The 20,771-nt window shown below is 62.0% G+C and carries 16 protein-coding genes and 1 tRNA gene; 2 read left to right on the top strand and 15 right to left on the bottom strand.

The features are described 5' to 3' along the window. The 4 genes from NMG70_RS27735 to rpsL all read right to left on the bottom strand — a co-directional run. The coding region (locus tag NMG70_RS27735) for a GTP-binding protein (protein WP_254025198.1) at positions 1-158 on the bottom strand (158 nt) is incomplete at its 3' end. A 66-nt stretch (positions 159-224) separates the two neighbouring features. After that, positions 225-2,315, bottom strand: a complete 2,091-nt coding sequence (gene fusA, locus NMG70_RS27730) for an elongation factor G (RefSeq protein ID WP_077381036.1) — start codon at positions 2,313-2,315, stop codon at positions 225-227. 30 nt (positions 2,316-2,345) lie between these two features. After that, on the bottom strand, positions 2,346-2,816 hold the full coding sequence (gene rpsG, locus NMG70_RS27725; RefSeq protein ID WP_008875664.1) for a 30S ribosomal protein S7: 471 nt from the start codon (positions 2,814-2,816) through the stop codon (positions 2,346-2,348). Positions 2,817-2,901: 85 nt separating this feature from the next. Next, positions 2,902-3,273 (bottom strand): 30S ribosomal protein S12, encoded by a 372-nt coding sequence (rpsL, locus tag NMG70_RS27720; RefSeq protein ID WP_006333356.1) that lies wholly within the window; start codon positions 3,271-3,273, stop codon positions 2,902-2,904. 462 nt (positions 3,274-3,735) lie between these two features. Between rpsL and NMG70_RS27715 the strand changes: the two genes are divergently transcribed. Together NMG70_RS27715 and NMG70_RS27710 are read left to right on the top strand one after the other, a co-directional pair. Further along, a complete protein-coding gene (locus NMG70_RS27715) occupies positions 3,736-4,017 on the top strand; it encodes a transcriptional regulator (protein WP_127315883.1) in 282 nt (93 codons plus the stop codon). A gap of 186 nt (positions 4,018-4,203) precedes the next feature. Continuing rightward, positions 4,204-5,139, top strand: coding sequence for a Gfo/Idh/MocA family protein (locus NMG70_RS27710; protein WP_254027457.1), 936 nt, complete (start codon positions 4,204-4,206; stop codon positions 5,137-5,139). Between the two features lie 356 nt (positions 5,140-5,495). Here NMG70_RS27710 and rpoC read toward each other — a convergent pair whose 3' ends face one another. The 11 genes from rpoC to NMG70_RS27655 all read right to left on the bottom strand — a co-directional run bounded on the left by rpoC (position 5,496) and on the right by NMG70_RS27655 (position 20,519). Further along, complete coding sequence (rpoC, locus tag NMG70_RS27705) at positions 5,496-9,692, bottom strand: DNA-directed RNA polymerase subunit beta' (protein ID WP_027155820.1); 4,197 nt, start codon at positions 9,690-9,692, stop codon at positions 5,496-5,498. 187 nt (positions 9,693-9,879) lie between these two features. Then, complete coding sequence (rpoB, locus tag NMG70_RS27700; RefSeq protein WP_254027456.1) at positions 9,880-14,016, bottom strand: DNA-directed RNA polymerase subunit beta; 4,137 nt, start codon at positions 14,014-14,016, stop codon at positions 9,880-9,882. A gap of 254 nt (positions 14,017-14,270) precedes the next feature. Next, on the bottom strand, positions 14,271-14,648 hold the full coding sequence (gene rplL / locus NMG70_RS27695) for a 50S ribosomal protein L7/L12 (protein ID WP_023680442.1): 378 nt from the start codon (positions 14,646-14,648) through the stop codon (positions 14,271-14,273). 54 nt (positions 14,649-14,702) lie between these two features. Continuing rightward, positions 14,703-15,221: a 50S ribosomal protein L10 gene (gene rplJ / locus NMG70_RS27690; protein WP_065011395.1), complete on the bottom strand. Its 519-nt coding sequence runs from the start codon at positions 15,219-15,221 to the stop codon at positions 14,703-14,705. A gap of 413 nt (positions 15,222-15,634) precedes the next feature. After that, a complete protein-coding gene (gene rplA, locus NMG70_RS27685) occupies positions 15,635-16,333 on the bottom strand; it encodes a 50S ribosomal protein L1 (protein WP_254027455.1) in 699 nt (232 codons plus the stop codon). A 4-nt stretch (positions 16,334-16,337) separates the two neighbouring features. Continuing rightward, positions 16,338-16,766 carry a 50S ribosomal protein L11 gene (gene rplK / locus NMG70_RS27680; protein WP_023798121.1) on the bottom strand — a complete coding sequence of 143 codons (429 nt, stop codon included), beginning with the start codon at positions 16,764-16,766 and terminating at the stop codon, positions 16,338-16,340. A 170-nt stretch (positions 16,767-16,936) separates the two neighbouring features. After that, on the bottom strand, positions 16,937-17,464 hold the full coding sequence (gene nusG / locus NMG70_RS27675) for a transcription termination/antitermination protein NusG (RefSeq protein ID WP_254018701.1): 528 nt from the start codon (positions 17,462-17,464) through the stop codon (positions 16,937-16,939). A 27-nt stretch (positions 17,465-17,491) separates the two neighbouring features. Further along, on the bottom strand, positions 17,492-17,695 hold the full coding sequence (gene secE, locus NMG70_RS27670) for a preprotein translocase subunit SecE (protein ID WP_013531408.1): 204 nt from the start codon (positions 17,693-17,695) through the stop codon (positions 17,492-17,494). A gap of 409 nt (positions 17,696-18,104) precedes the next feature. After that, a tRNA-Trp gene (locus tag NMG70_RS27665) sits at positions 18,105-18,180 on the bottom strand. Positions 18,181-18,215: 35 nt separating this feature from the next. Further along, positions 18,216-18,725: a metal-dependent hydrolase gene (locus NMG70_RS27660; RefSeq protein WP_254027454.1), complete on the bottom strand. Its 510-nt coding sequence runs from the start codon at positions 18,723-18,725 to the stop codon at positions 18,216-18,218. Positions 18,726-18,860: 135 nt separating this feature from the next. Then, on the bottom strand, positions 18,861-20,519 hold the full coding sequence (locus tag NMG70_RS27655) for a COG3904 family protein (RefSeq protein WP_436798471.1): 1,659 nt from the start codon (positions 20,517-20,519) through the stop codon (positions 18,861-18,863). Positions 20,520-20,771: the final 252 nt, after the last annotated feature.

The raw sequence follows: 20,771 nt of genomic DNA, 5'->3' as shown, positions 1-20,771 counted from the left end.
GCCTTCTCCTCGGGCGCCGCATCAATCTGGTCGTAGCGCTTGTATTCGCCAAAATACTTGGTGATCGCCGCCGTCAGCGACGTCTTGCCATGATCGACATGGCCAATCGTGCCGATGTTCACATGAGGCTTTGTACGCTCGAATTTACCTTTTGCCATGTGATCTCTCCATTCCTGCTCGCCCGTGCGGGCTTTGAATTAAGTTAGCGCTGCAACCCGTTCCGGTTACGCGTATTTCTTCTGGACTTCCTGAGCGACCGCGGTGGGGACCGGCTCGTAGTGATCGAACTGCATCGTGTAGGCCGCGCGGCCCTGGCTCATCGAGCGCAAATTGTCGACGTATTTGAACATGTTGGCGAGCGGCACCATCGCGTTGACAACGACCGCCACGCCGCGCGCTTCCTGGCCCTGAATCTGGCCGCGACGGCCGTTCAGATCACCGATGACGCTGCCGACATAATCTTCCGGCGTCACCACTTCGACCTTCATGATCGGCTCGAGCAACTGCACGCCAAGCTTGGGCGCCGCTTCACGGAAGCAGGCACGGCCGGCGATTTCGAAGGCGAGCACCGAGGAATCGACATCATGGTAGGCGCCGTCGATCAGCGTCGCCTTGACGCCGATCATCGGGAAGCCGGCGAACGGGCCAGAGGTCATGACGCTGTTGATGCCCTTTTCGACACCGGGGATGTATTCCTTCGGCACAGCGCCGCCGACGATCTTGGATTCGAACAGGAATTCGCTGCTTTCCGGATTTGGCTCGAAGAGGATCTTGACACGGGCGAACTGGCCGGTGCCGCCGGTCTGCTTCTTGTGGGTGTAGTCCTGCTCGTGCCTGCGGGTGATCGTCTCGCGATAGGCCACCTGCGGCGCGCCGACATTGGCCTCGACCTTGAACTCGCGACGCATGCGGTCGACGATGATGTCGAGGTGGAGTTCGCCCATGCCGGAGATGATCGTCTGGCCGCTTTCCTCGTCGGTCTTGACGCGGAAGGACGGATCCTCGGCGGCCAGGCGATGCAGCGCAAGGCCCATCTTCTCCTGGTCGTTCTTGGTCTTCGGCTCGATGGCGATCTGGATGACCGGATCGGGGAATTCCATGCGCTCGAGGATGACTGGATGCAGCGGATCGCACAGCGTGTCGCCAGTCGTCGTGTCCTTGAGGCCGGCCAAAGCGACGATGTCGCCGGCGAAAGCCTCTTCGACGTCAGCGCGCGAATTCGCATGCATCTGCAGCATGCGGCCGATGCGCTCCTTCTTGCCCTTCACCGTATTGTCGACCGAGATGCCCTTGGTGAGCTTGCCCGAATAGATGCGGGCAAAGGTCAGCGAGCCGACGAACGGGTCGTTCATGATCTTGAAGGCGAGCATCGACAGCGGCTCGCTGTCGTCGGCGTGACGCTCGATCTCGGCGTCGGTCTTTGCATCGACGCCCTTGATGGCCGGAACGTCGGCCGGCGACGGCAGATATTCGACGACTGCGTCGAGCAGCGGCTGCACGCCCTTGTTCTTGAAGGCCGAGCCGCAGAACATCGGGTAGAACTTCACCGCAATGGTGCCCTTGCGGATCAGGGCGCGGATCTCGTCATTGCTGGGCATCTTGCCTTCGAGGTAATTCTCGAGCGCCGTCTCGTCCATTTCGACGGCGGCCTCGATCATCTTCTCGCGATATTCTTCCGCACGTGCCCTAAGGTCGTCCGGGATCTCGACAACGTCCCAGGCGGCGCCCAGCGTCTCGTCGCGCCAGACCAGCGCGTTCATCTCGACGAGATCGACGACACCCTTGAACTCGGTCTCGGCGCCGATCGGCAGCTGCATGACGACAGCCTGCGCACCGAGGCGCGAACCGATCATTTCGACCGAGCGATAGAAATCCGCGCCGATCTTGTCCATCTTGTTACAGAAGATCATGCGCGGCACGCGGTACTTGTCGGCCTGGCGCCAGACGGTCTCCGTCTGCGGCTCGACACCGGCGTTGGCGTCGAGCAGCGCAATGGCGCCGTCGAGCACGCGCAGCGAACGCTCGACCTCGATGGTGAAGTCGACGTGGCCGGGAGTGTCGATGATGTTGAAGCGGTGCATCTTGCCGTCACGAGCCTTCCAGAAGGTCGTGGTCGCGGCGGACGTAATGGTGATGCCGCGTTCCTGCTCCTGCTCCATCCAGTCCATGGTGGCAGCGCCGTCATGGACTTCGCCGATCTTGTGCGACTTGCCCGTGTAGTAGAGGACGCGCTCGGTGGTCGTCGTCTTGCCGGCGTCGATATGCGCCATGATACCGAAATTGCGGTAGTCTTCGATTTTATATTCGCGGGCCATGGGAGGTGCCTCTTCAGTCTCGTTCGCGCTTTACCAGCGGTAGTGCGCGAAGGCGCGGTTGGCTTCTGCCATCTTGTGGGTGTCTTCACGCTTCTTGACGGCGGTGCCGCGGTTGTTGGCCGCGTCCATCAGCTCGCCGGAGAGGCGGTCGACCATCGTGGTCTCGTTGCGGTTGCGGGCGGCGGCGATCAGCCAGCGGATGGCCAGCGCCTGACGGCGCTCGGGGCGCACGTCGACCGGAACCTGGTAGGTGGCGCCGCCGACGCGGCGCGAACGCACTTCCACATGCGGAGCGACATTGTCGAGCGCCTGATGGAAGACGGTGACCGGCTCCTGCTTGGTCTTGGACTGGACCTGGTCGAGCGCGCCGTAGACGATGGTCTCGGCAACCGACTTCTTGCCGTCATACATGACGGCGTTCATGAACTTGGTGACGATCAGATCGCCGAACTTCGGGTCCGGATTGATCTCACGCTTTTCTGCACTGTGACGACGGGACATTTTTTCTCTGCCTCAATTCTGCGTGGTGGCCTGGATCCCGGATCGTCGCCTGGCGCCGTCCGGGATGACCTTGGCTACGCTTCGGTCACTTCGGACGCTTGGCGCCGTATTTCGAACGGCGCTGCTTGCGGTTCTTCACACCCTGCGTGTCGAGCACGCCGCGGATGATATGGTAGCGGACGCCCGGAAGATCCTTGACGCGACCGCCGCGGATCATCACCACCGAGTGCTCCTGAAGGTTGTGGCCTTCGCCGGGGATGTAGCCGATCACTTCAAAACCATTGGTCAGGCGGATCTTGGCCACCTTGCGCAGCGCCGAGTTCGGCTTCTTCGGCGTCGTTGTGTAGACGCGCGTGCAGACGCCCCGCTTCTGCGGGTTCTGCTGCATGGCCGGGACCTTGTTGCGCTTCACCGGCGCAATGCGCGGCTTGCGGATCAGCTGGTTGACGGTAGGCATTAAACCCTCTTGTCTCTCAATTCCGTGTCTCGCCCGGTCAGGGCCGCTCAAAGCGTCATTTCCATACGCAAAGTCGGGCCACAAACCGCGCCTCGCGGTCTTGCCCGAACAAATGGCAGAGGAAGCGGAAACCGCTTCATGCACGCCGGAAATGTCTTTTCGCTCGTAAAACGAACCCTGTTTGAGGCAAACTCCAAAGCGTGTCGCTTCGGAAGTGAGAGCCTCACATCGGTTCTGACTGGGCGGCTTCTACTCGCAAGCCCGTTGCCCGTCAACCCCGGAGCGCCAAATATTACGCCGAAACCGAGGCTTGGCAGCCATGCGAAAAGCGCATGTAATTTTGTTTCGCCATTTTGCAAGGGGAAGGAAGAAAGTGACCGGCCTTCGACTGTTGCGTAGCCACGCTTCATGCGAAAAAGCGACATGAACAGCGCAAATCCCCTCGCCCGGAGGAATCGGCCCGTGAACGACAATGATGAGCGCCCGGTCACCATCATCACCGGCCGGGCGTGGAAAAGAAAGGGCGGCAAGCCGGAAGGCGTCCACCTCATGCTGGTCGCGCCCGACGACGATTCGGCGGTGCGCCGGGCGCTCGAATCACTAGCCGCCGAAGGCTACGCCGAGGCGGAGCTCGACCAGATCGGCGACCTGGATGGCGTGCCCGACGAAGAGCCGCATTTGTCGGCCTACCAGGGCGCGCTCGAAGGCGAAGTGTCGATCGTCACCTTCGACGTGCCAGTCTGAAGCGGGGCCCGTCTGAAGCGGGGCCGGTCTGAAGCAGGGCCGATCTGATCGGGAGGCAATGGGCGGCTGTATGCGCCCTCGCCTGGGCCGCCATGCCCGCCTCCGCCGAGGCTTGCCCGGCATCGGTTCTCTGCTAAGAACCATTCGCTGCTGACAGCCAAGTGCATCCAATCTGCGGAGTCTCCCATGCCCAGGAATAACGACCCCATCAAACTCGGCATCGTCGGCGTGGGAAAGATTGTTCGCGACCAGCACCTTCCGGCTCTGGCCAAGGACCGCGACTACCTACTCACTGCCGCCGCCAGCCGGCACGGCAAAGTCGACGGCATCCCGAATTTTCCTGATATCGAGGTGATGCTCGACGCCGTGCCGGAACTCGAGGCCGTATCGCTCTGCATGCCGCCGCAGTTCCGCTATGACGCCGCACGGACAGCGCTGGCGGCGAAAAAGCATGTCTTCCTGGAAAAGCCGCCCGGCGCCACGGTCAGCGAGGTCGAGGACCTGAAAGCACTGGCGGCGGCAAACGGCGTCTCGCTGTTTGCCAGCTGGCATTCGCGCTATGCGCCGGCGGTGGAAGCGGCGCGTGCATTTTTAGGCTCGACCCAGATCAGGTCGGCAGCCATCAACTGGAAGGAAGACGTGCGCCGCTGGCACCCCAACCAGGACTGGATCTGGGCCCCAGGCGGCTTCGGCGTCTTCGATCCAGGCATCAACGCGCTGTCGATCGCGACCCACATATTGCCGGCGATGTTCATCACCTCGGCGATTCTCGATTTTCCCGAAAACCGCGCTGCCCCGATCGCCGCCCACATCGCCTTCCGCACTTCGAACGGCTTGCCGGTGACGATGGAACTCGACTGGCGACAGACCGGCCCGCAAAGCTGGGACATCCTGGCCGAGACGGACAAGGGCGCGATGGTGCTTTCGGGCGGCGGCTCAAAACTCGCGGTCGACGGCCGCGTCGTTCACGACGAGCCGGAAGCCGAATACCCGATGCTCTACAGGCGTTTCGCCGAGATCGTGCGCGCCGGCGTTTCCGATGTCGATCTCGCTCCCCTCCAGCATGTCGCCGACGCCTTCATGCTGGGTAGGCGCAATGTCGTCGAGGCCTTTTTCGATTAAGCCGCGTAGCTGTAAGGAGTGGCCTTCGCTCCGGTCCTGACCATCTTGCAAGCGTCGCGCCGCCCCTCATCTGGCTGCCGCCATCTTCTTCCCGTGAACGGGGAGAAGGACGCCGTCATCAAAGTTTTCGCCGATCTCCAGCGTCGCAGAAAGAGCGCCAAGGTTGCGGCCAGCTCCTTTCTCCCCGTTTACGGGGAGAAATGCCCGGCAGGGCAATGAGGGGCGGCGCCGGACGATCGAAATAAGTCGCAACACTCGATGACGCATCCTCCCAGTCCGTCGCCAACCTCAACTCACAAAAAAAGCCGCCGGGTTGCCCCGACGGCTTCGTTGCCTGAGATCTTTACCCGCCGCGCTTACTGCGCGGCGGAAGCCATGTCGGTCAGCATCGGGTCGGCGACCTCGACGCCTGACGCCTTGCGGCGCTCGTCGATGATCAGCTCGTCGCGCGAGGTGGCGATGCGCCGGATCTGGCTCATCGTGCCGCCGGTGCCGGCCGGGATCAGACGGCCGACGATGACGTTTTCCTTCAGCCCCTGCAGCATGTCGGTCTTGCCGGCAACCGCCGCTTCGGTCAGCACTCTGGTCGTCTCCTGGAAAGAGGCGGCCGAGATGAAGGACGGCGTCTGCAGCGAGGCCTTGGTGATGCCCAACAGCACCGGCTGGCCTTCGGCCGGCTTCTTGCCGTCCTCGACCAGGCGCTCGTTGACCTCTTCCAGCTCGATCACGTCGACGTGGTCGCCCGGAATGTAGGTCGAGTCGCCCTGCGCAGTGATCTCGACCTTCTGCAGCATCTGGCGAACGATCACCTCGATGTGCTTGTCGTTGATCGACACGCCCTGCAGACGGTAGACCTCCTGGATCTCGTTGACGAGGTAGGACGCAAGCGCCTCCACGCCCTTGATCGCCAGGATGTCGTGCGGCGCCGGATTGCCGTCGAGGATGTAGTCGCCCTTCTCGATGACGTCACCGTCCTGGAGATGGAACGGCTTGCCCTTCGGGATCAGGTATTCGACCGGCTCAAGCGTCGAGTCATGCGGCTCGATGATGATGCGGCGCTTGTTCTTGTAGTCGCGGCCGAAGCGGATCGTGCCATCGATCTCGGCGATGATGGCGTGGTCCTTCGGACGGCGTGCCTCGAACAGTTCGGCAACACGCGGCAGACCGCCGGTGATGTCCTTGGTCTTGGCGCTTTCCATCGGGATACGCGCTAGCACGTCGCCGGGGCGAACCTGTGCACCCGGCTCGACCGAAAGAATAGCCTCGACCGAGAGCAGGAAGCGAGCGTCGCCACCCTTCGACAATTTGCCGACCTTGCCCTTGGCGTCCTGGACGACGATCGCCGGCTTGAGGTCGTTGCCGCGTGGCGTCGAACGCCAGTCGATGACCTCGCGCTTGGTGATGCCGGTCGATTCGTCGGCCGTTTCCTGGACGGAAATGCCGTCGACCAGATCCTCGAACGCCACCTTGCCCTCGATCTCGGTGAGGACCGGGCGGGTATAGGGATCCCACTCGGCGATGCGCTGGCCGCGCTTCACCTTGTCGCCATCGTCCACGAAGATGCGCGAACCATAGGTGAGGCGGTGCGTGGCGCGCTCCTTGCCGGCCTCGTCGAGGATCAGCACCGCCATGTTGCGGCCCATGACCATCTGCTGGCCGTCGGAGTTGCGTACCACGTTGCGGTTGCGGATCTCGACCTTGCCCTCATACGAGGCTTCAAGGAACGACGAGTCCACCACCTGCGCCGTACCGCCCATGTGGAAGGTGCGCATGGTGAGCTGGGTGCCCGGCTCGCCGATCGACTGCGCCGCGATGACGCCGACAGCCTCGCCCTGGTTGACCGGGGTGCCGCGGGCCAGATCGCGTCCGTAGCAGACCGCGCAGACACCGACCCTGACGTCGCAAGTCAGCGCCGAGCGGATGCGGACCGACTGGACGCCGGCCTTTTCGATTTGCTCGACGTCGCGCTCGTCCATCAGCGTTCCGGCCTTGACCAGAACCTCACCCGTCACAGGATGAGTGATGTCGTCGAGCGCCGTGCGGCCGAGAACGCGCTGGCCGACGGAGGCGACGACCTGGCCGGCATCGACGATCGGCTGCATGGTGAGGCCCTTGTCGGTGCCGCAGTCGACGGAGTTGACGATGCAGTCCTGAGCCACGTCGACGAGACGACGGGTGAGATAACCCGAGTTCGCCGTCTTCAAGGCGGTGTCGGCCAGACCCTTGCGGGCGCCGTGGGTCGAGTTGAAATACTCGAGCACGGTCAGGCCTTCCTTGAAGTTGGAGATGATCGGCGTCTCGATGATTTCACCGCTCGGCTTGGCCATGAGGCCGCGCATGCCGGCCAGCTGGCGCATCTGGGTGGGCGAGCCGCGCGCACCGGAGTGCGACATCATGTAGATCGAGTTCATCGGCTTTTGACGGCCATTGTCCTCGAACTCGACCGCCTTGATGCGGGCCATCATCTCGTCGGCGACCTTTTCCGAGCACTTGGCCCAGGCGTCGACGACCTTGTTGTACTTCTCGCCCTGCGTGATCAGGCCGTCATTGTACTGCTGCTCGTATTCCTTGGCCAAGGCCTCGGTGTCGGAAACCAGCTTGATCTTGGCATCCGGGATCAGCATGTCGTCCTTGCCGAACGAAATGCCGGCGCGGCAGGCGTGGCTGAAGCCGAGAGCCATGATGCGATCGCAGAAAATGACCGTCTCCTTCTGACCGCAATGGCGGTAGACGGTGTCGATCATCTTGGAGATGTTCTTCTTGGTCATCTCCTGGTTGGCGGTCTCGTACGGCACGTTGACGTTCTTCGGCAGAAGCTCGCCGATGATCATCCGGCCGGGCGTGGTGTCGTAGATTTTCGACACGACCTTGCCGTCCGCATCGACGGTGCGGAAGCGGCCCTTGATCTTGGAATGCAGCGTCACCGCCTTGGTCTCGAGCGCGTGCTGGAGTTCGCCCATATCGGCAAACACCATGCCCTCGCCAGGCTCGTTTTGGTTGACGATCGAGAGATAGTAGAGACCCAGAACCATGTCCTGCGACGGCACGATGATCGGCGCGCCGGAAGCCGGGTGCAGGATGTTGTTGGTCGACATCATCAGCACGCGGGCTTCAAGCTGTGCTTCCAGCGACAACGGCACGTGAACCGCCATCTGGTCGCCGTCGAAGTCGGCGTTGAAGGCCGTGCAGACCAGCGGGTGAAGCTGGATCGCCTTGCCTTCGATCAGGATCGGCTCGAACGCCTGGATGCCGAGGCGGTGCAGCGTCGGCGCGCGGTTCAGAAGCACCGGATGCTCGCGAATAACCTCGTCGAGGATATCCCAGACTTCCGGACGCTCCTTCTCGACCAGCTTCTTCGCCTGCTTGACGGTCGAGGAATAACCCTTGGCGTCGAGACGGGCATAGATGAAGGGCTTGAACAGTTCGAGCGCCATCTTCTTCGGCAGGCCGCACTGGTGCAACTTGAGCTCCGGACCGGTCACGATGACCGAGCGGCCGGAATAATCGACACGCTTGCCGAGCAGGTTCTGGCGGAACCGGCCCTGCTTGCCCTTCAGCATGTCGGACAGCGACTTCAACGGACGCTTGTTGGCGCCGGTGATGACGCGGCCGCGGCGGCCGTTGTCGAACAGCGCGTCGACGGCCTCCTGCAGCATGCGCTTTTCATTGCGCACGATGATGCCAGGCGCGCGCAGCTCGATCAGCCGCTTCAGACGGTTGTTACGGTTGATGACGCGGCGATAGAGATCGTTGAGATCGGACGTGGCGAAGCGGCCGCCGTCGAGAGGAACCAGCGGGCGCAGGTCCGGCGGGATCACCGGAACCACCTTCATGATCATCCATTCCGGACGGTTGCCGGACTCCATGAAGTTCTCGACGACCTTGAGCCGCTTCAGATACTTCTTCTGCTTGAGCTCGGACGTCGTCGAAGCCAGCTCCGAACGCAGGTCGCCGGCGATCTTCTCCAGGTCCATGCCGGCCAGAAGGTCGTGGATGGCCTCGGCGCCGATCATGGCGGTGAAGCTATCCTCGCCATATTCGTCGACGGCCATCATGTACTCTTCCTCGCTGAGCAGCTGGTGCTCCTTCAGCGCGGTGAGGCCGGGCTCGGTGACGATGTAGTTCTCGAAGTAGAGAACCCGCTCGATATCCTTCAGCGTCATGTCGAGCAGCGTGCCGATACGCGACGGCAGTGACTTCAGGAACCAGATATGGGCGACCGGCGCGGCCAGCTCGATATGGCCCATGCGCTCGCGACGGACGCGCGACAGCGTGACTTCGACGCCGCACTTCTCGCAGATGACGCCCTTGTACTTCATGCGCTTGTACTTGCCGCACAGGCACTCGTAGTCCTTGATCGGACCGAAAATGCGCGCGCAGAACAGGCCGTCGCGCTCCGGCTTGAAGGTGCGATAGTTAATGGTCTCCGGCTTCTTGATCTCGCCGAACGACCAGGACAGAATCTTCTCAGGGCTGGCGAGCGAAATCCGGATGGAATCGAACACCTGTGCAGGCGCCTGGGGATTGAAGAGATTCATGACCTCTTGGTTCATGCCGTTCTCCTTTTCGGGGTCCTCGAAAACCCCTTGCATCTAGCGCGGGCCAAACGCCCGCCGACTTGGTCGACCATCGGTCGAAGAAACTTTCTTGTTTGAGCATGATCTTGGCCGAAAACCGGTAACCACTTTTCGGGATCATGCTCGGCGCTCGGTCGCGGGTTTCCGCGACCGAGCGTCTTGCTTACTCGGCCGCGTCGGGCAGCCGGATCGGGTTGTCGTCGAGCTTGGTGTTCTCCAGCTCGACATTGAGGCCCAGGGACCGCATTTCCTTGACGAGAACGTTGAAGCTCTCGGGGATGCCGGCCTCGAACGTGTCGTCGCCTCTGACGATCGCCTCGTAGACCTTGGTGCGGCCGGCGACGTCGTCCGACTTCACCGTCAGCATCTCCTGCAGCGTGTAGGCGGCGCCGTACGCTTCGAGCGCCCAGACCTCCATCTCGCCGAAGCGCTGGCCACCGAACTGCGCCTTGCCGCCCAGCGGCTGCTGGGTAACGAGCGAGTACGGCCCGATCGAACGCGCGTGGATCTTGTCGTCCACAAGGTGGTGAAGCTTGAGCATATATATGTAGCCCATCGTCACTTTGCGATCGAACGGCTCGCCGGTGCGTCCGTCATAGAGCTGCGACTGACCGCTGGTGTGCAGGCCCGCCTGCTCCAGCATGATGTTGATGTCGGCCTCGTGCGCGCCGTCGAACACCGGTGTCGCGATGGAGACGCCGCGGCGCATCTGCTCGCTGAGGCGAACGACGCTCTCGTCGTCATAGTCGCGGATCGGCTCGTTGCGATCGTTGGAGGGCATGAAGCTCTCGAGCGTCTTGCGCAGCGGCTTGATGTCGCCGCCAGTCTTGTACGCGTCGATCAGCTCGCCGATCTTCCTGCCCATTCCGGCGCAAGCCCAGCCCAGATGCGTCTCCAGGATCTGGCCGACATTCATCCGGCTCGGCACACCCAGAGGGTTGAGCACGATATCGGCATGCGTGCCGTCCTCGAGGAAAGGCATGTCCTCGACCGGAACGATCCGCGACACGACACCCTTGTTGCCGTGCCGGCCGGCCATCTTGTCGCCGGGCTGCATCTTGCGCTTCACGGCCACGAAGACCTTGACCATCTTCATGACGCCGGGAGGCATCTCGTCGCCGCGCTGCACCTTCTCGACCTTGTCCATGAAGCGCTGTTCGAGCGCCTTTTTGGAATCGTCGTACTGGCCACGCAGGGCTTCCAGTTCGCTTTGGAGCTTTTCGTTCTCCACGGCAAACTGCCACCACTGCGAACGCGGATATTCGTCGAGCGTATCCTTCGACAGCTTCGAGCCTTTCTTGAAACCCTTCGGCCCGGCAATCGCATCCTTGCCGACGAGAACATCGGACAGGCGCGAATAGACGTTGCGGTCGAGGATCGCCTGCTCGTCGTCGCGGTCCTTGGCGAGGCGTTCGATCTCCTCGCGTTCGATCGCCATGGCGCGCTCGTCCTTCTCCACGCCGTGGCGGTTGAAGACGCGCACTTCGACGACGGTGCCAAAAGTTCCGGGCGGCATGCGCATGGAGGTGTCACGCACGTCCGATGCCTTTTCGCCGAAGATGGCGCGCAGAAGCTTTTCTTCCGGCGTCATCGGGCTTTCACCTTTCGGCGTGATCTTGCCGACCAGGATGTCGCCCGGCTGCACTTCGGCACCGATATAGACGATGCCGGCCTCGTCGAGGTTCTTCAGCGCTTCTTCCGAGACATTGGGGATGTCGCGGGTGATTTCCTCCGGCCCGAGCTTGGTGTCGCGCGCCATGACCTCGAACTCCTCGATGTGGATCGAGGTGAAGACGTCGTCGGCGACGATGCGCTCGGACAAGAGGATCGAGTCCTCGTAGTTGTATCCGTTCCACGGCATGAACGCGACCAGCACGTTGCGGCCGAGCGCCAGATCGCCGAGCTCAGTCGACGGACCGTCGGCGATGATGTCGCCCTTGTTGACCAGATCGCCCATGCGCACCAGCGGACGCTGGTTGATGCAGGTGTTCTGGTTCGAACGCTGGAACTTCATCAGCCGGTAGATGTCGACGCCCGACTTGCCGGGATCGAGATCTTCCGTGGCGCGGATGACGATACGCGTCGCGTCGACCTGGTCGACGATGCCGCCGCGGCGGGCGCCGATGGCGGCGCCGGAGTCACGGGCGACAATCGGCTCCATGCCGGTGCCGACGAACGGCGCTTCGGCGCGCACCAGCGGCACGGCCTGACGCTGCATGTTCGAGCCCATCAGCGCGCGGTTGGCGTCGTCGTTCTCGAGGAACGGAATCAGGGCCGCGGCCACCGACACCATCTGCTTCGGCGATACGTCCATCAGATCGACGTTTTCGCGCGGCGCCATCATCACTTCGCCGGCGTTGCGGCAAATGACGAATTCGTCGACGAAACGACCATCCTTGTCGAGCTCGGCATTGGCCTGGGCGACGTGGTGCTTGGCCTCTTCCATCGCCGACAGATAGACGACCTCATTGGTCAGCTTGCCGTTGACGATCTTGCGGTACGGGCTCTCGATGAAGCCATACTTGTTGACGCGCGCAAAGGTGGCCAGCGAGTTGATCAGACCGATGTTCGGGCCTTCCGGCGTCTCGATCGGGCAGATGCGGCCGTAATGCGTCGGGTGCACGTCGCGCACCTCGAAGCCGGCGCGCTCGCGGGTCAGGCCACCGGGTCCAAGCGCCGAGAGACGGCGCTTGTGGGTGATCTCCGACAGCGGGTTGGTCTGGTCCATGAACTGCGACAGCTGCGAGGAACCGAAGAACTCGCGCACGGCGGCAGCCGCCGGCTTGGCGTTGATCAGGTCCTGCGGCATCACCGTATCGATCTCGATCGAGGACATGCGTTCCTTGATCGCGCGCTCCATGCGCAACAGGCCGACGCGGTACTGGTTCTCCATCAACTCGCCGACCGAGCGCACGCGGCGATTGCCGAGATTGTCGATGTCGTCGATCTCGCCCTTGCCGTCGCGCAGTTCGACCAGCGTCTTGACCACGGCCAGGATGTCGTCCTTGCGCAGCACGCGCACGGTATCCTCGGCCTTGAGCTCGAGACGCATGTTCATCTTGACGCGGCCGACGGCCGACAGATCATAGCGCTCGCTGTCGAAGAACAGCGAGTTGAACATGGCTTCGGCGGTTTCCAGCGTCGGCGGCTCGCCGGGGCGCATTACGCGGTAGATGTCGAACAGCGCGTCCTGGCGGCTCTCGTTCTTGTCGACGTTGAGCGTGTTGCGGATATAGGCGCCGACATTGACGTGGTCGATGTCGAGAACCTTGATCTCGTCGTCGCCGGCGGCGAGAAGCACTTTTAGCGTCTTTTCATCGATCTCGTCGCCGGCCTCGAGGAAAATCTCGCCGGTCGCATAGTTGACGATGTCCTCGGCAAGGTAGTTGCCGAGCAGATCCTCGTCGGTCGCCTTGATCGCCTTGAGACCCTTTTCTCCGAGCTGACGGGCCTGGCGTGCGGTGATCTTCTTGCCGGCCTCGACGACGACCTCGTTGGTGTCTGCATCGATCAGGTCGCCGACAGCCTTGAGGCCGCGGAAACGCTCGACATTGAACGGGATGCGCCAGTGGTCGCCGGCGCGCTTGTAAGTGATCTTGTTGTAGAAGGTCGACAGGATCTCCTCGCCGTCCATGCCGAGCGCCATCAACAGCGACGTGACCGGGATCTTGCGGCGACGGTCGATGCGGGCGTGCACGACGTCCTTCGAGTCGAACTCGATGTCGAGCCACGAACCGCGATAGGGGATGACGCGCGCGGCAAACAGCAGCTTGCCGGACGAGTGCGACTTGCCCTTGTCATGGTCAAAGAAGACGCCCGGCGAACGGTGCATCTGCGAGACGATGACACGCTCGGTGCCGTTGACGATGAAGGTGCCGTTCAAGGTCATGAGCGGCATGTCGCCCATGTAGACGTCCTGCTCCTTGATGTCCTTGATCGACTTGGCGCCGGTATCCTCGTCGATATCGAACACGATGAGGCGCAGCGTCACCTTGAGTGGCGCGGCATAGGTCAGGTCGCGCTGACGGCATTCGTCAACGTCGAATTTCGGCGCTTCGAACTCGTACTTCACGAATTCCAGCATCGAGGAGCCGGAAAAGTCGGAGATCGGGAAGACCGATTTGAAAACCGCCTGCAGTCCCTCGTCAGGACGCCCGCCCTTGGGCTCCTCCACCATCAGGAACTGGTCATAGGATGCCTTCTGAACCTCGATCAGGTTCGGCATCTCCGCAACTTCCGGAATCTTTCCGAAGAATTTGCGTACGCGTCTGCGGCCATTGAAAGTTTGTGTCTGGGCCATCGTCGCTCCTTAGCTCGATTCTCGGGGCGAGCCTCGCCGCGGCTCGCCTTGCATTCTCGGCCACCTTCGGCGGCGGCCTTTTATTTGTTCACCCGCCACCTGTCGGTGGCCGGCCAAAACGGGAGAAAACCCGTTTCCTGAAGGCCGGTTTACGGCCCTCAGGAAAGAGGTTTTCGTACTCTTCACGTTACGCAGCCTCCCTTCGCGCCAAGGGAGTGGCGGACGGCGCGAAGCCGCCCGCCAATATCAAACGCTTACTTCAGTTCGACCTTGGCGCCGGCTGCTTCCAGCTGGGCCTTGAACTTGTCCGCGTCGGCCTTGGAAACAGCTTCCTTGACCGGCTTCGGAGCCGCCTCGACCAGGTCCTTGGCTTCCTTGAGGCCAAGACCGGTGATGGCGCGAACTTCCTTGATGACGTTGATCTTCTGAGCGCCCGCCTCGGTGAGGACGACGTCGAATTCCGTCTTTTCCTCGACCGGAGCAGCAGCAGCCGCAGCACCGCCGGCGGCAGCAACCGCCACCGGAGCAGCAGCGGATACGCCCCACTTTTCTTCCAGAAGCTTCGACAGCTCGGCCGCCTCGAGGACGGTCAGCTTCGAAAGGTCGTCTACGATCTTTGCCAGATCAGCCATTGCAATATTCCTTCATAAGGTTCGAACGTGTGTTTGTGATAGCGAGGAACGGCCTCATGCCGCCTCGTCCTTCCGGGCGTAAGCGCCGATGACGCGCGCGACCGAAGCCGCAGGCGCATTGACGATCTGGGCGATCCGGGTTGCCGGCGTGGCGATCATGCCAACCAGCCTGCCGCGCAGCTCGTCGAGCGACGGAAGTGTGGCGAGTGCCTTCACACCGTCGGCGTTGAGCGAGGTGGTGCCCATTGCGCCGCCGAGAATGACGAGCTTGTCATTTCCCTTGGCGAAATCAGACGCGACCTTCGGCGCCGCAATCGGATCCTCCGAATAGGCGATCAGCGTCTGTCCCTTGAACAGGTCGATGATCGATGCGGAGTCCGTGCCCTGAAGAGCGATTTTGGCGAGACGGTTCTTCGCGACTTTGACGGTGCCACCGGCGACACGCATTTTCGACCGAAGGTCGTTCATTTGCGCGACGGTAATACCGGCGTAGTGGGCCACGACGACTGAACCAGCGCCCGAAAACGCTTCATTCAGGCCCGTGACGAGTTCGCGTTTTTCCGCTCTGTCCACTGCCTATCTCCAGTTGACCCCAATCCTGTTAACGGGAACATTCCCATTACCAGGACAGGCGTCGGGTTGCCTTTTGCCGGCCGGGCCATCCAGTAACGGATCTCCCGAACGACGCTCGAGGATCCTGCCCCCTTTCGCCACACCAGCCGGCAAGCCGAATGGTGCGCAGACAAAAGGCAAACACGGTTCGAACCTTTCATTGGAGCAGTCGCTCCGTTGTCCGGTCTTCACCCGTCTCATGCAGGCCCACATGAATTAAGGCCCCCCTTGAACCAAGGCTTGGGGCCGCCCGCAATCTCGGACAGGATGTCCGGAAGCCTTTCGACTTCCGGTACCGGGCCGCCAAAATAAATCGGAGGCCCGGAATTCTGTTTACGGATCAGCCCTTTAGCGGCAGATCCAAATGGTTCGTATCAGGACGCTGCCAGCGTCGAGACGTCGAGCTTGAGGCCAGGTCCCATCGTCGAGGTGACCGACACCTTCTTGACGTAGTTGCCCTTGGCGCCAGCCGGCTTCGCCTTGTTCACCGCGTCGGCGAAGGCGCGGACGTTCTCTTCCAGCGCCTTGACGTCGAACGAGATCTTACCGACGCCGCCATGAACGATGCCGGCCTTCTCGACGCGGAACTCGACCGCGCCACCCTTCGACGCCTTGACGGCGGCGGTAACGTCGGTGGTGACAGTGCCGACCTTCGGGTTCGGCATCATGCCGCGCGGGCCGAGCACCTTACCCAGCCGGCCGACCAGCGGCATCATGTCCGGCGTGGCGATGCAGCGATCGAAGTCGATCGTGCCCTTCTGGACGATGTCGACCAGATCCTCGGCGCCAACGATATCGGCGCCGGCCGCCTTGGCTTCCTCGGCCTTGTCGCCACGCGCGAAAACCGCGACGCGGACGGTACGGCCGGTGCCGTTCGGCAGGTTGACCACGCCACGCACCATCTGGTCGGCATGGCGCGGGTCGACACCCAGGTTCATCGCGATTTCAACGGTCTCGTCGAACTTCACCGAGGACCGGTCCTTGAGTAGCTTCAGCGCATCACCCAGGGCATAGGCCTTGTTGGGATCGATGCCTTCGCGGGTCTTCGATACACGCTTTGCAATCTTTGCCATGATCTCAGCCCACCACTTCCAGACCCATCGAGCGGGCGGAGCCCTCGACCATGCGCATGGCCCCCTCGATATCGGTCGCGTTCAGATCCTTCATCTTCTGCTCGGCGATGGCGCGCACCTTGTCGCGGCCGATCGTGCCGGCCTTGACCTTGCCCGGCTCCTTCGAGCCCGACTTCAGGTTTGCGGCCTTCTTCAGGAAGTAGCTCACCGGCGGCGTCTTCATGACGAAGGTGAACGACTTGTCCTGGTAGTAGGTGATCACAACCGGAACCGGCGATCCCTTTTCCATTTCCTGGGTCTGCGCGTTGAACGCCTTGCAGAACTCCATGATGTTGATGCCGCGCTGACCAAGCGCCGGTCCGATCGGGGGCGACGGCGTCGCCGAGCCCGCGGAAACCTGGAGCTTGAGCTGGCCTGCAATTTTCTTAGCCATCTCTTTCCTGCCTTTGTCTCATGCCGGCCCCAAATCTGGGCAACACCGGCGGTTGCAGTCTGGTGGTGCGGTTCCTGCGGCCGGCTAAAGCTGCATTGCCTCCCACCCCGTTTTGGCCGCGATTTCCACGCCGCCTCCCTCACCGCCGAATTGGCGACAAGGATTTCGGATCAGCCCTTTTCGACCTGTCCGAATTCGAGATCGACCGGCACGGCGCGCCCGAAGATCGAAACTTCCACCTTGAGCCGCGCCCGCTCCTCGTCCACTTCCTGGACGAAACCGTTGAACGAGGCGAACGGACCGTCCGAGACGCGGATCGCCTCGCCGATCTCGAAAGTGACCGACGGCTTCGGCCGCTCGACACCTTCCTGCACCTGGTTCAGGATGCGCTGGGCCTCGGCCTCGGTGATCGGCACCGGCTTCGAATCGCCCAGGAAGCCGGTGACCTTCGGCGTGTTCTTCACCAGCGAGAACACCGCGTCGGTCAGGTTGGCCTTCAGCAGCACGTAGCCCGGGAAGAACTTGCGCTCGGCATCGACCTTGCGGCCGCGGCGTATCTCGACGACCTTCTCGGTCGGCACCACGATCTGCTCGATCTCAGCGGACAGGCCTTTCTGCTTGGCCTTGTTCTCGATGTCCTCAGCGACCTTTTTTTCAAAGTTCGAATAGGCGTGGACGATGTACCACCGCGCAGTCATTTCAAGGCTTCTCCGTAATCGCCGGACTTAGCGTCCAATGCCCAGAATCTGCTCGACCGCGAGGCCCATGAGCTGATCGGCAGTAAAGAAAAAGATCATCGCGATCACAGCGAACGCCAGCACCATCACCGTCGAGATCATCGTTTCGCGACGCGACGGCCAAGTCACCTTGGCGGTCTCCGCGCGAACCTGCTGGAGAAAGACGAAAGGATTTGTGGTTTTCGAAGCCATGTGCCGCTCTGTCTGCAAGACCCGTTGACCGGATCTCCTGGATGATCCCGCTGGCCGGGATGTGCCGCCTGAGCCTGTGTTCGCGCCGAATCAGCGCAATCATTTCGCCCATGCAAATCGGACGCGTAAAGCCGGCTTCCCAGCTCCACGCGTCGCGTGTCTGTTTCGTCTACATAAAACCGATTCTTGATCCACGCAAGTGGCAAGTGTCCGCTTTATGCCAAACGCCGCCTCGGAACCATCCAGTCGTCCCGTCCCGGCTATGGCGCTCTTATGCCCCAAGACAGCCTATATGGCAAGCCACCACGCGATTTTCAAAAGGTCGAAGCGCGGAAGACCAGGAATCTTTTCATGAATTGACCACTTCGACAAATGGCACGGGGTTTCATGAATTGGCCATTTCGAGAAATGGCACGGGCAGCAGGGCTCGAACCTACGACCTGCGGTTTTGGAGACCGCCGCTCTACCAACTGAGCTATGCCCGTATCGCGCGCTGCTATTTCATAAAGCGGACAAGAACTCAAGTCGAGTTTTTAGGCGTGGCCGCGACGGGCTGCAATCGTCGAAATCCGAGGACCAGCGCCCAGGTGCATATGAGAAGTTCGAGAGCAAAACTCCAATGCAGCATGAAGCTCATGACCCAGTTGCGATACATCGCCGGAACCGTGACAAGTTCGAGCGCTCGCCGGTCGAACGGCATTAGCCACATTATAGGCGACGCCACGCTGTCCAGGATCATGTGTATCATTGCGGCGGCAAAGAAGGCGCCGACGGGAGCCAGATATCGCGGATCCCGCCATTTCGCGACCGACAGTGCCACAAGGCCAACCGCTGCCCAGAAGAGCGGCCAGTGCGTGATGTAGGCGTGGTGATGGGTTCGGCCGCCATCGACAAAATGGAAGTAAACCATGTCGAGGTCCGGGACGACGCTGCCGAGGATAGCCGCCGTCATGATCCCCGATCTGCCGGGCCAACGGTTTCGTGCGAAAGTGCCGAGTATGTAGCCAGCCGGAAGATGAGCGATCAGCATCCCAAACCTTGTTTATTGCCGAATCGGTCGAACGTCGCGGCATATTGTGGCGCATTACAGGAAGGATCGACCCGGCTTCGCCCCATCGGGCTATGGAGACGGCTATTTCGCGCTCGGCTGGGGCGATCCTGCGCCCTACAACTTTACGGGCGCCTCGGCCTGAACCTCGGACGTCGACACTACGCGGCAATTCTCCGGCATTGGCTCCGACTTGCAGATGGTCGGACCGGTAAATTCGTCTGCCGAACCAAGCCCGGTCGTCAGCCCGATTTTCAGCATCCTCTCGGGTTCGAGCTGCCGATGGCGCGAGGCCGGCACCGACTGCATCGCCGCCAGCAGACCGGGCCCGACCGCCATGTCCCTAAGATAGGTTTTGACCCGCTGCTCCAACCCTATCGAGTGCACGGTCAACTGCGCGCGAGGACCGACAAGGCGCCTGACACCGCCGGCAAGCATGATCGGGCAGGCCGCGCCACACGCGCCGCTCGCATCGATCGTCAGCCCGACATAGACGCCATCCTTGGCGGCGCAATCGGCCTTGTCCGGCTCGCATCCAATGAAGTCCGTCCGCGCAACCGCCACGTCGAGCTTGCGTTCCCGGATTAACCTGCCGGCGGCCAGAGCGCCGAGCACGTGGCCTCCCGGCGAGTTGATCACCACGGGCAGTCGCCGATCACCGATCGTATCCAGCAGTTGGCGCAGCCGCTCCGGCGTTTGAGCGCTGATCATGCCTTCAGCGGAGATCCATTCGGGACAGTTGGGATCGCAGAGAAAACTTCTGCCGCGAACCAGGACGAAGCGCATATCGCCAACATCGGCCCGCTGCGCGGTTTCAGGTTCGCCCGGCGCGGCGGGAGCGGACTTGGCGTACGCCATCACATCGCCGGCTGGCGCCGGTATTTCCCTGCAGTTCGCGACCACCGGATCGGTGTTGCATAGGGTCGGCGCGGTCAGCAGGTCGACGGCATCCAGGCTGGTCACGAGCTTCGCCTGCAGCATGTCGTAGGGAGCCAGCTGCTGGATGCTGCTGGCCGGCGTGTTCTTCATCGTCTCGAGCACGGCCAGGCCGACGCCCATTTCGTTCAGATAGGCAGCCAGTCTTTTCTCCACCGACTTGCTCATCTCGTAGGTCTTGTAGCTGCCGGCGTTCTTGCGGCCGACGATCTTCTTGCTGAGGATGCCTCTCACCACGCGATAGGTGGTCCGGTATTGCAATTTCGTGCGGATGTAGGTCGTGGTGATCTGATGCACGCCGAGATGGGCCCAATGCCCGACGACGCGCCTGATGCCGCCGGCAACCATCAGCGGACAAGCGGAATTGCAGATGGCGCCGCTGGCATAGGCATTGCCGAAATAGCGAGCGCCCTTGCCGTCGTTTTCCTTGCAATCCTTGGCGTCGGGCTGGCAACCGGTGAACCGGGTTTTGCCGACCGCGATATCGAGTTTGTTCTTGCGGAGCAGCCGGCCAAGCGCCAGCGCCGCTTCGACGTTGCCGCCGGGAGAATCTACGACAACGGGCAGTTTTCGGCCACCAAGCCCCTTGAGCGTGCGTTTGAACAGGGCCGGCGTGCCGGCTTCTATCGAGCCTTCAGCCGATATCCATTCCGGGCAGGTCGGTTCGCAACCAGGCGCGCTGCTGCGGACGACGACAAACCGCATCGTCGGGCCAAGATCCGGGGCGGATTTTTCGGTGTTCGCCGCGAAGGCAGCGTGTCCCATGACTAGGAACGACGCCAGGCAGATCACCCCAAGCATCCACCATGCCTGACCATTCAGACGGTGCCATGAAACCATTCGGGAAGCCCCCCGCAGTGCAAGCTATACTAGCTCAGCTTTGACGGCTTGCAACGGGGTTTTGCGACGCCGCAGGCGCCGGCTGTACCTAAAAAAGGTAAGCCGGGTGTACGCAAATAAGCAAAAAGGGCAGCCCGAGGACTGCCCTTTTTGCATTCGATCTGACCGGCCAACGCCGGCGCCCACTCTACTCTTTGATGGTGACTACGATGCCGGCACCGACGGTGCGGCCGCCTTCACGGATGGCGAAGC

Source organism: Mesorhizobium ventifaucium, assembly GCF_935822925.1.
GTDB lineage: Bacteria > Pseudomonadota > Alphaproteobacteria > Rhizobiales > Rhizobiaceae > Mesorhizobium > Mesorhizobium ventifaucium.
Note: the sequence above shows the minus strand (reverse complement) of the source record. Positions and strands in the feature narration are given on the sequence as shown.

What these genes read in the sequence shown, in the direction of transcription:
- fusA (WP_077381036.1), bottom strand. Translation starts at nt 2,315, where the DNA reads ATGGCCCGCGAATATAAAATCGAAGACTACCGCAATTTCGGTATCATG.
- rpsG (WP_008875664.1), bottom strand. Translation starts at nt 2,816, where the DNA reads ATGTCCCGTCGTCACAGTGCAGAAAAGCGTGAGATCAATCCGGACCCG.
- rpsL (WP_006333356.1), bottom strand. Translation starts at nt 3,273, where the DNA reads ATGCCTACCGTCAACCAGCTGATCCGCAAGCCGCGCATTGCGCCGGTG.
- NMG70_RS27710 (WP_254027457.1), top strand. Translation starts at nt 4,204, where the DNA reads ATGCCCAGGAATAACGACCCCATCAAACTCGGCATCGTCGGCGTGGGA.
- rpoC (WP_027155820.1), bottom strand. Translation starts at nt 9,692, where the DNA reads ATGAACCAAGAGGTCATGAATCTCTTCAATCCCCAGGCGCCTGCACAG.
- rpoB (WP_254027456.1), bottom strand. Translation starts at nt 14,016, where the DNA reads ATGGCCCAGACACAAACTTTCAATGGCCGCAGACGCGTACGCAAATTC.
- rplL (WP_023680442.1), bottom strand. Translation starts at nt 14,648, where the DNA reads ATGGCTGATCTGGCAAAGATCGTAGACGACCTTTCGAAGCTGACCGTC.
- rplA (WP_254027455.1), bottom strand. Translation starts at nt 16,333, where the DNA reads ATGGCAAAGATTGCAAAGCGTGTATCGAAGACCCGCGAAGGCATCGAT.
- rplK (WP_023798121.1), bottom strand. Translation starts at nt 16,766, where the DNA reads ATGGCTAAGAAAATTGCAGGCCAGCTCAAGCTCCAGGTTTCCGCGGGC.
- nusG (WP_254018701.1), bottom strand. Translation starts at nt 17,464, where the DNA reads ATGACTGCGCGGTGGTACATCGTCCACGCCTATTCGAACTTTGAAAAA.
- secE (WP_013531408.1), bottom strand. Translation starts at nt 17,695, where the DNA reads ATGGCTTCGAAAACCACAAATCCTTTCGTCTTTCTCCAGCAGGTTCGC.
- NMG70_RS27660 (WP_254027454.1), bottom strand. Translation starts at nt 18,725, where the DNA reads ATGCTGATCGCTCATCTTCCGGCTGGCTACATACTCGGCACTTTCGCA.
- NMG70_RS27655 (WP_436798471.1), bottom strand. Translation starts at nt 20,519, where the DNA reads ATGGTTTCATGGCACCGTCTGAATGGTCAGGCATGGTGGATGCTTGGG.